Here is a 6,396-nt window from a genome sequence, read left to right as displayed (position 1 = left end):
CAAGGCGGCCTGGACCGCGGCGATCATCGTGCTGCCCTGCATCGGGCTGATCACCCGACCCCACCTGGACCGCCTGGTCCACCCACCAGCCCGCCATCCGGCCCGCGGTCCCAAGCCCACCTCTGCCGGCCACACCTCTGCCGGCCACGCCGCCGCCGGCCACATCTCCGCCGGCCACATCTCCGCCGGAGCCCCCGAGGACACAGCCGTCGAAGGACGCGCCGTCCCCCGGCCGGTGGTATGGCAGCGCGCGGTGGGGTCGCCGCGGTCTCGTGGCGGTGCTGGTGGGCGTGCTCGCGGTCGCCGCTCTCGCCGCCGGCGCCATCCCTCTGCTCACCGCCGGAGGCGCAGGCCGCGGGGAAGCGGAGCCCAGCCGGCGTACAGCCGCCCCGGCCGCGGCGCTGCCGGCGGGCATGGTCGGCCGGTGGTACGGCAGGGTCGCGCAGGGCGACAGGACCTTTCCGCTGGAACTCGACCTGCGCGCGGGCCGGGTCGGCGACACGGTCGGCGCCAGTCGGAACTCCGCCTACGGCTGCGCCGGCGACGTGGCGCTGATCGCCGTCGACGGGGCCACGGTCCGCATCGAGGACCGACCGACCAAGGCCGCGGCGCCCTGCCTGGTCGGCGGTGTCGACGTGCTCGTCCTACGGCCGGATGGCACGCTCGACTACTCGTACCCCGCCACCGAGCTGTCCGCGGCGGGACGCGCGGTCCTGCGCCGAGTGCTCGGTTGACCGCCGGGTATCACCTCAGTCTCGGATCGCTGTGACGATGCGAGATGGAGGGGTTGCGATGAGTTCCGACTTCCCGTTGCTGTCCGTATTTCTCTACATGTTGTGGTTCTTTGCCTTCGTCCTGTGGATGTGGCTGCTGTTCGCCGTCATCACGGACGTGTTCCGCAGCCATGATCTGTCCGGCTGGGGCAAGGCGGCCTGGACCGCGGCGATCATCGTGCTGCCCTGCATCGGGCTGATCACCTACCTGATCGTGCGTGGCGGCAGCATGCACGAGCGCACCCAGGCCGTCGCCGAGCGCGACGAGCGGGCCTGGCGCGCCTACCTGCGGGACGCCGCCGCGTCGTCGAGCAGCGCGGACGAGCTCGCCAAGCTCGCCCGCCTGCACGACCAGGGCGTCCTGTCGGACGCCGAGTACGCACGCAGCAAGACGAAGATCCTGGCCTAGCCCGGCAGGCGGGAGGCGGCGGCGCGGTCGGCCAGCCACAGGGTGCGCTCCCGGCCGACCGCTCCGGCCGCGGGAACGGTGATCGGCCCGGCGCCGGAGAACGACGCGGCGACCGCCTCCGCCTTCTCCTCGCCAGCCACGACGACCCACACCTCCCGGGCCGACTGGATCGCCGGCAGCGTCAGCGAGACCCGCTCCGGCGGCGGCTTCGGGCTGTCGTGCACCGCGACGACCGACTCGGTCGCCACCACCCCAGGCCGGCCGGGGAACAGCGAGGCGACGTGCCCGTCCGGACCGAGCCCCAGCAGCACCACGTCGAAGACGGGGACCGCCGATCCCGGCGCCGCCCGCTCGGCGAGCTGGGCCGCGTACTGCGCGGCGGCCGACTCCGGGTCGGCGAAACCGCCGGCCGCGGTGGCACCCTCGACGTCGCCGCCGGCCGTGACCGCCGCCCGGTGGCCCATCGGGAACACCCGCTTCGGGTCGATCCCGACGTGGTCGAGCAGCGCCTCGTGGGCCTGCCGGTCATTGCGGTCCGGCGAGTCGGCGGCGACGAAGCGCTCGTCGCCCCACCACACGTCGAGACGCGCCCAGTCCACCGCGTCGGCCGCCGGGTTGGCCCGCACGGCGCGCAGCAGCGCGATCCCGATCCCGCCGCCGGTGAGCACCACCGACGCCTCGCCACGTGCCGCCTGCCCGTCGATCAACCGCGTGATCAGCCGGGCCGCGACGGCCCGGGCGAGCACACCGGCATCCCGATGCGCGACGAGCAGCGGTTCGGCGCTCACCCGCCACTCCCCGTCGCGGCCTCCGCCTCCGCCTCCGCCGGCGCCTGGGCAGGCGCCGCGGCGGTCATCGGGTCGCGCCAGATGTGCTCGCGGTGCGGGGAACGGGCGCCGAGGTTCGGCAGGCTGCTCCAGGTGCCCAGGGCCTCGGCGAAGACCACGTCGTCGTCGAGGCGGCGCAGCTCCTCGGCGAGCAGGTCGCCGAGACCGCGCTCGGCGAGCGGCAGCACCCGGTCCGGGTAGCCGGAGCGGGAGATCGTCGCCGAGCGGCTGTCGGTGCGGGTGACCGAGAGCCGGTCGGCGCCGAAGCGCAGCGACACCGCCGCGATGTCATCCCGGCCTGTGTCCCCGCGGCCGGTGCCCTCCTCGACCGTGACCGGGACGGCGAGCCGGTTGCGCAGCCAGCCGGCGAACAGCTGCGCGCTCGGGTTCGACCGACCCGCGGTGATCACCGCGGCGTCCGGCGGCTCGGTCACCGAGTCGAACGCCGCCGCGAGCAGCGTGCGCCACGGCGAGAGCCGGGTCCAGGACAGGTCCGTGTCACCCGGCACGAAGTCCGCGGCCCGCTGGTAGAGCGCGGCGAGCGGGTCGGGGGCGGTGGTGACGTCGGTGACCCGCCGGTCGGCGAACACGCCGAGCGGGTCGTAGGCGATCCGGGTCGGCGGCTCGTCGTGCCACCAGGTGACCACCGGCGCGTCCGGCGCGAGCAGCGGCAGCACGACCGACTCGGCGTGCAGCGCCAGCCGGCCGGACATGCGCATCACGATCGCCTCGCCCGGCCCGAGCCGGCCACCGATCGACACCTCGGCGTCGAGGCGCGGATGCGGCGCGTCGATCTGGCGGCGCACCACGATGAGCAGCCGGCACGGGTGGGCCGACGCGGCCAGCGTCGCGGCGCCCTCGGCGGCCGCCACGTTCTTCTCGTCGACGACCACGACGAGCGTCAACGCCAGGCCGAACGCGAGCGCGCCGGCGGCACGCCGCTCGGCGGACAGCGCCTTGACCACCTCGGACCCGGTGGTGTCCCACAGCGTCGTCACGCGATGCTCCTCTCCCCACTCATGGCCGCCCCACTCACGGCCGCCCCACTCACGGCCGCCCCACTCACGGCCGCCCCACTCATGGCCGCCCCACTCATGGCCGCCCCACTCATGGCCGCCGCCAGCGACGTCCGTCGGCCGCGAGCATCTCGTCGGCGGCCGCTGGGCCCCAGCTGCCGGCTCGGTAGCGGTGCGGCGTCGTGCGCGCCCAGAACTCCTCGAGCGGGTCGATGATCCGCCACGACTCCTCGACCTCGGCGTTGTTCGGGAACAGCGTCGCGTCGCCGAGCAGCACGTCGAGGATCAGCCGCTCGTAGGCCTCGGGCAGCGCCTCGGTGAACGCCTCGCCGAACAGGAAGTCCATCGCGACGTCGCGGACCTCCATCGCCGAGCCCGGCACCTTGGAGCCGAACTTCAGCGTGACGCCCTCGTCCGGCTGCACCCGGATGACCAGCTGGTTGTTGCCGAGCTCCGCGGTGTCCGTCTTGTCGAAGGGCAGGTGCGGCGCCTTCTTGAACACGATCGAGATCTCGGTGACCCGTCGCGGCAGCCGCTTGCCGGTGCGCAGGTAGAACGGCACCCCCGCCCAGCGGCGGGTCTCGATGCCGAAGCGGACCGCGGCGAACGTCTCCGTGTGGGAGTCGGCCGGGATGGACTCCTCGTCCAGGTAGCCCGCCACCCGCGCGCCGGCGAGCCAGCCCTGCTCGTACTGGCCGCGCACCGCGTAGCGGTCCAGGTCGGTCGGCAGCGACACGGCGCGCAGCACCTTGAGCTTCTCGGTGCGGATCGTCTCCGGGCCGAAGCTGACCGGTTCCTCCATCGCGGTGAGCGCCAGCAGCTGAAGCAGGTGGTTCTGCAGCACGTCGCGGGCGGCGCCGGTCTCGTCGTAGAAGCCGGCGCGGGTGCCGATGCCGACGTCCTCGGCCATCGTGATCTGCACCGAGTCGACGAACTGCGAGTTCCAGATCGGCTCGAACAGCGTGTTCGCGAACCGCAGCGCGAACAGGTTCTGCACCGTCTCCTTGCCCAGATAGTGGTCGATCCGGTACACCCCGGACGGCGTGAACACGTCGTCGACCAGCGCGTTGAGCTCGTGCGCCGAGGCCAGGTCGTGCCCGAAGGGCTTCTCGATGACCACACGGCGCCAGCCCGGCGTGTCCGTGGCGTTCGCGAGGCCCGTGCGCTGCATCTGTTTGAGCACCACCGGGAACGCCGACGGCGGGATCGACAGGTAGAACGCGGCGTTGCCGCCGATGCCGTGCGACTTGTCCAGCTCGTCGAGCAGCCCGGCGAGCCGGTCGAACGCCGCGTCGTCGTCGAAGGAACCCTGGACGAAGCGCACGGAGCCGGCGAGCCGGGCCCAGACCTCCTCCCGGAACGGCGTGCGGGCGCCCTTCTCGGCGGACTCGCGGGCGAACTGAGCGAACTCCTCGTCCGACCACTCGCGCCGGGCGAAGCCGGTCAGCACGAAGCCCGGCGGCAGCAGACCGCGGTTCGCCAGGTCGTAGACGGCCGGGATCAGCTTCTTGCGGGCCAGGTCACCCGTCGCGCCGAACACCACGAGGGCGCTGGCGTCCGGCAACCGCGGCAGTCTGCGGTCGCGTGGATCCCGCAGCGGGTTGGAGCTCACCTTGGAGCTCACCGTGGACCACCGGCCCCGCCGAGGCGCTCGGTGATCGTGTCCAGCAGCTGGTTCCACGAGTCCTCGAACTTGCGCACGCCCTGGGCTTCCAGCGTCTCGATCACGTCGGCCAGGTCGACGCCGACGGAGGCGAGCGCCGCGAACACCGCCCGTGCGTCCTCGTAGGCCGGCCGGATGGTCTCGCCGGACAACGACCCGTGGTCCGCGAAGGCCTGCAGCGTCGACTCGGGCATCGTGTTGACGGTACCGGGAGCGATCAGCTCCGACACGTAGATCGTGTCGGGCAGCGACGGGTCCTTCGTCGACGTCGACGCCCACAGCGGCCGCTGCGGCTTCGCGCCCTTCGCGGCCAGCGCCGCCCAGCGCGGGGTCGCGAACGCCTTCTCGTAACGCTCGTAGGCGAGCCGCGCGTTCGCGATCGCCGCCTTGCCGTGCAGGTCCTTCGCCGCCGCGGTGCCGATCTTGTCGAGCCGGGCGTCGACCTCGGTGTCCACCCGGCTGACGAAGAACGACGCCACCGACGCGAGATCCGTGACGTCACGCCCGGCGGCCAGCGCCTTCTCCACGCCGGTCATGAACGCGTCCATCACCTCGTCGTACCGGTCCAGGCCGAAGATCAGGGTGACGTTGACGCTGATGCCGGCGGCGAGCGTCTCGGTGATCGCCGGCAGGCCCGCCCGGGTCGCCGGAATCTTGATGAACAGGTTGGGCCGGTCGACCAGCCACCACAGCGCGCGGGCCTCGGCCACGGTGCGCTCGGTCTCGTGGGCCAGCCGCGGATCGACCTCCAGGGACACCCGCCCATCCACCCCGCCGGAGGCGTCATAGGCGGCGCGCAGCACGTCGCAGGCCTCGCGGACGTCCGCGGCCGTGATCGCCCGCACCGCCTCGCCGACGTCGACGCCGCGCACGGTCAGGTCGCGCAGCTGCTCGTCGTACAGCTCGCTGGACGCGATCGCCTTCTGGAAGATCGTGGGATTACTGGTGACGCCGACGACGTCGCGGGTCGCGACCAGATCGGCGAGGTTGCCGGTCCGCAGCCGGTCGCGGCTGATGTCGTCCAACCAGACCGCCACGCCGGCGGCCGAGAGCTCGGACAGGGGGGTGCTCATCGGTGCTTCGTGTCCTCTCCGGAGGCGATCAGCTGGGCCGTGCCGTTCACACGATGTCAAGCCATACGCGGCGCCCGTCATGCCGGGGCGGCAGGGACGTTCCTCTTCGAGGCCCTACCCCCACCGTGGCGGCGCCATCCCAGTCTCGTCCCAGTCTGATCCCTGTCCGCGCGCGGCTGTGACGTCCAGGTAGCGGTTGGAAGAACACCCGGTGCCCAGCAGGCCGGACGAGCAGGTGAGAAACGCCACGGGAGATGTCGATCACCGCACGACCCACCCCGTCGGGCGGCTCGGGGCCCGGCGTGAGCCAGACCGCACCGAAGCGTGGGGGTGATGGCCCCGACCGGCGCGCCCGAGCCGCGATCCGGCGGCTAGACTCCGACACGTCGTAGAACACCGTCCGCTCCGTTCCCGGGTGCTTCACGCTTCCCGGGGCTCCGTACAGCGCGGGTCGCCCGCCGATCCCGCCGATCGCGAGGTCGCTCTGTCTACCGAGGCCGCCCTTCGTCGCCGGCACCTCACCGCCCGCAGGCCGGCGCGGCCGGACACCTCCGCGTCGGTGCTCGCCGCCCCACCGGCCCCGCCCGTGCCGGCCTGCGGGCGGTGAGGTGCCGGCGACGAAGGGCGGCCTCGGT

Annotated in this window: 6 protein-coding genes; 2 read left to right on the top strand and 4 right to left on the bottom strand. The window is 73.1% G+C overall.

Going from position 1 to position 6,396, the window contains the following annotated elements; translation table 11 throughout:
• The first annotated feature begins 272 nt into the window (after positions 1–272).
• Both C1A33_RS17470 and C1A33_RS17465 read left to right on the top strand, forming a co-directional pair.
• Positions 273–734, top strand: coding sequence for a hypothetical protein (locus tag C1A33_RS17470; protein ID WP_101832546.1), 462 nt, complete (start codon positions 273–275; stop codon positions 732–734).
• Positions 735–792: 58 nt separating this feature from the next.
• The gene (locus tag C1A33_RS17465; protein ID WP_101832545.1) at positions 793–1,182 is read left to right on the top strand and encodes an SHOCT domain-containing protein; all 390 of its coding nucleotides are present in this window, start codon (positions 793–795) and stop codon (positions 1,180–1,182) included.
• On the opposite strand, the gene pgl is transcribed toward C1A33_RS17465, so the two are convergent.
• From pgl to tal, 4 genes are all read right to left on the bottom strand, one after another.
• Positions 1,179–1,970, bottom strand: a complete 792-nt coding sequence (pgl, locus tag C1A33_RS17460; protein ID WP_101832544.1) for a 6-phosphogluconolactonase — start codon at positions 1,968–1,970, stop codon at positions 1,179–1,181. The two genes, C1A33_RS17465 and pgl, sit on opposite strands and share 4 nt — an antisense overlap.
• Positions 1,967–3,007 carry a glucose-6-phosphate dehydrogenase assembly protein OpcA gene (locus C1A33_RS17455; RefSeq protein WP_101832543.1) on the bottom strand — a complete coding sequence of 347 codons (1,041 nt, stop codon included), beginning with the start codon at positions 3,005–3,007 and terminating at the stop codon, positions 1,967–1,969. Before C1A33_RS17455 ends, pgl begins: the two co-directional genes overlap by 4 nt.
• Positions 3,008–3,116: 109 nt before the next feature.
• Positions 3,117–4,649 carry a glucose-6-phosphate dehydrogenase gene (gene zwf / locus C1A33_RS17450; RefSeq protein ID WP_101832542.1) on the bottom strand — a complete coding sequence of 511 codons (1,533 nt, stop codon included), beginning with the start codon at positions 4,647–4,649 and terminating at the stop codon, positions 3,117–3,119.
• The gene (gene tal / locus C1A33_RS17445; protein ID WP_101832541.1) at positions 4,646–5,761 is read right to left on the bottom strand and encodes a transaldolase; all 1,116 of its coding nucleotides are present in this window, start codon (positions 5,759–5,761) and stop codon (positions 4,646–4,648) included. Before tal ends, zwf begins: the two co-directional genes overlap by 4 nt.
• Between the last annotated feature and the right edge of the window lie 635 nt (positions 5,762–6,396).

This window comes from Frankia canadensis (assembly GCF_900197875.1).
GTDB lineage: Bacteria > Actinomycetota > Actinomycetes > Frankiales > Frankiaceae > Frankia > Frankia canadensis.
The sequence above is the reverse complement of the archived record's forward strand: the minus strand, read 5'-3'. Positions and strand labels throughout refer to the sequence as shown.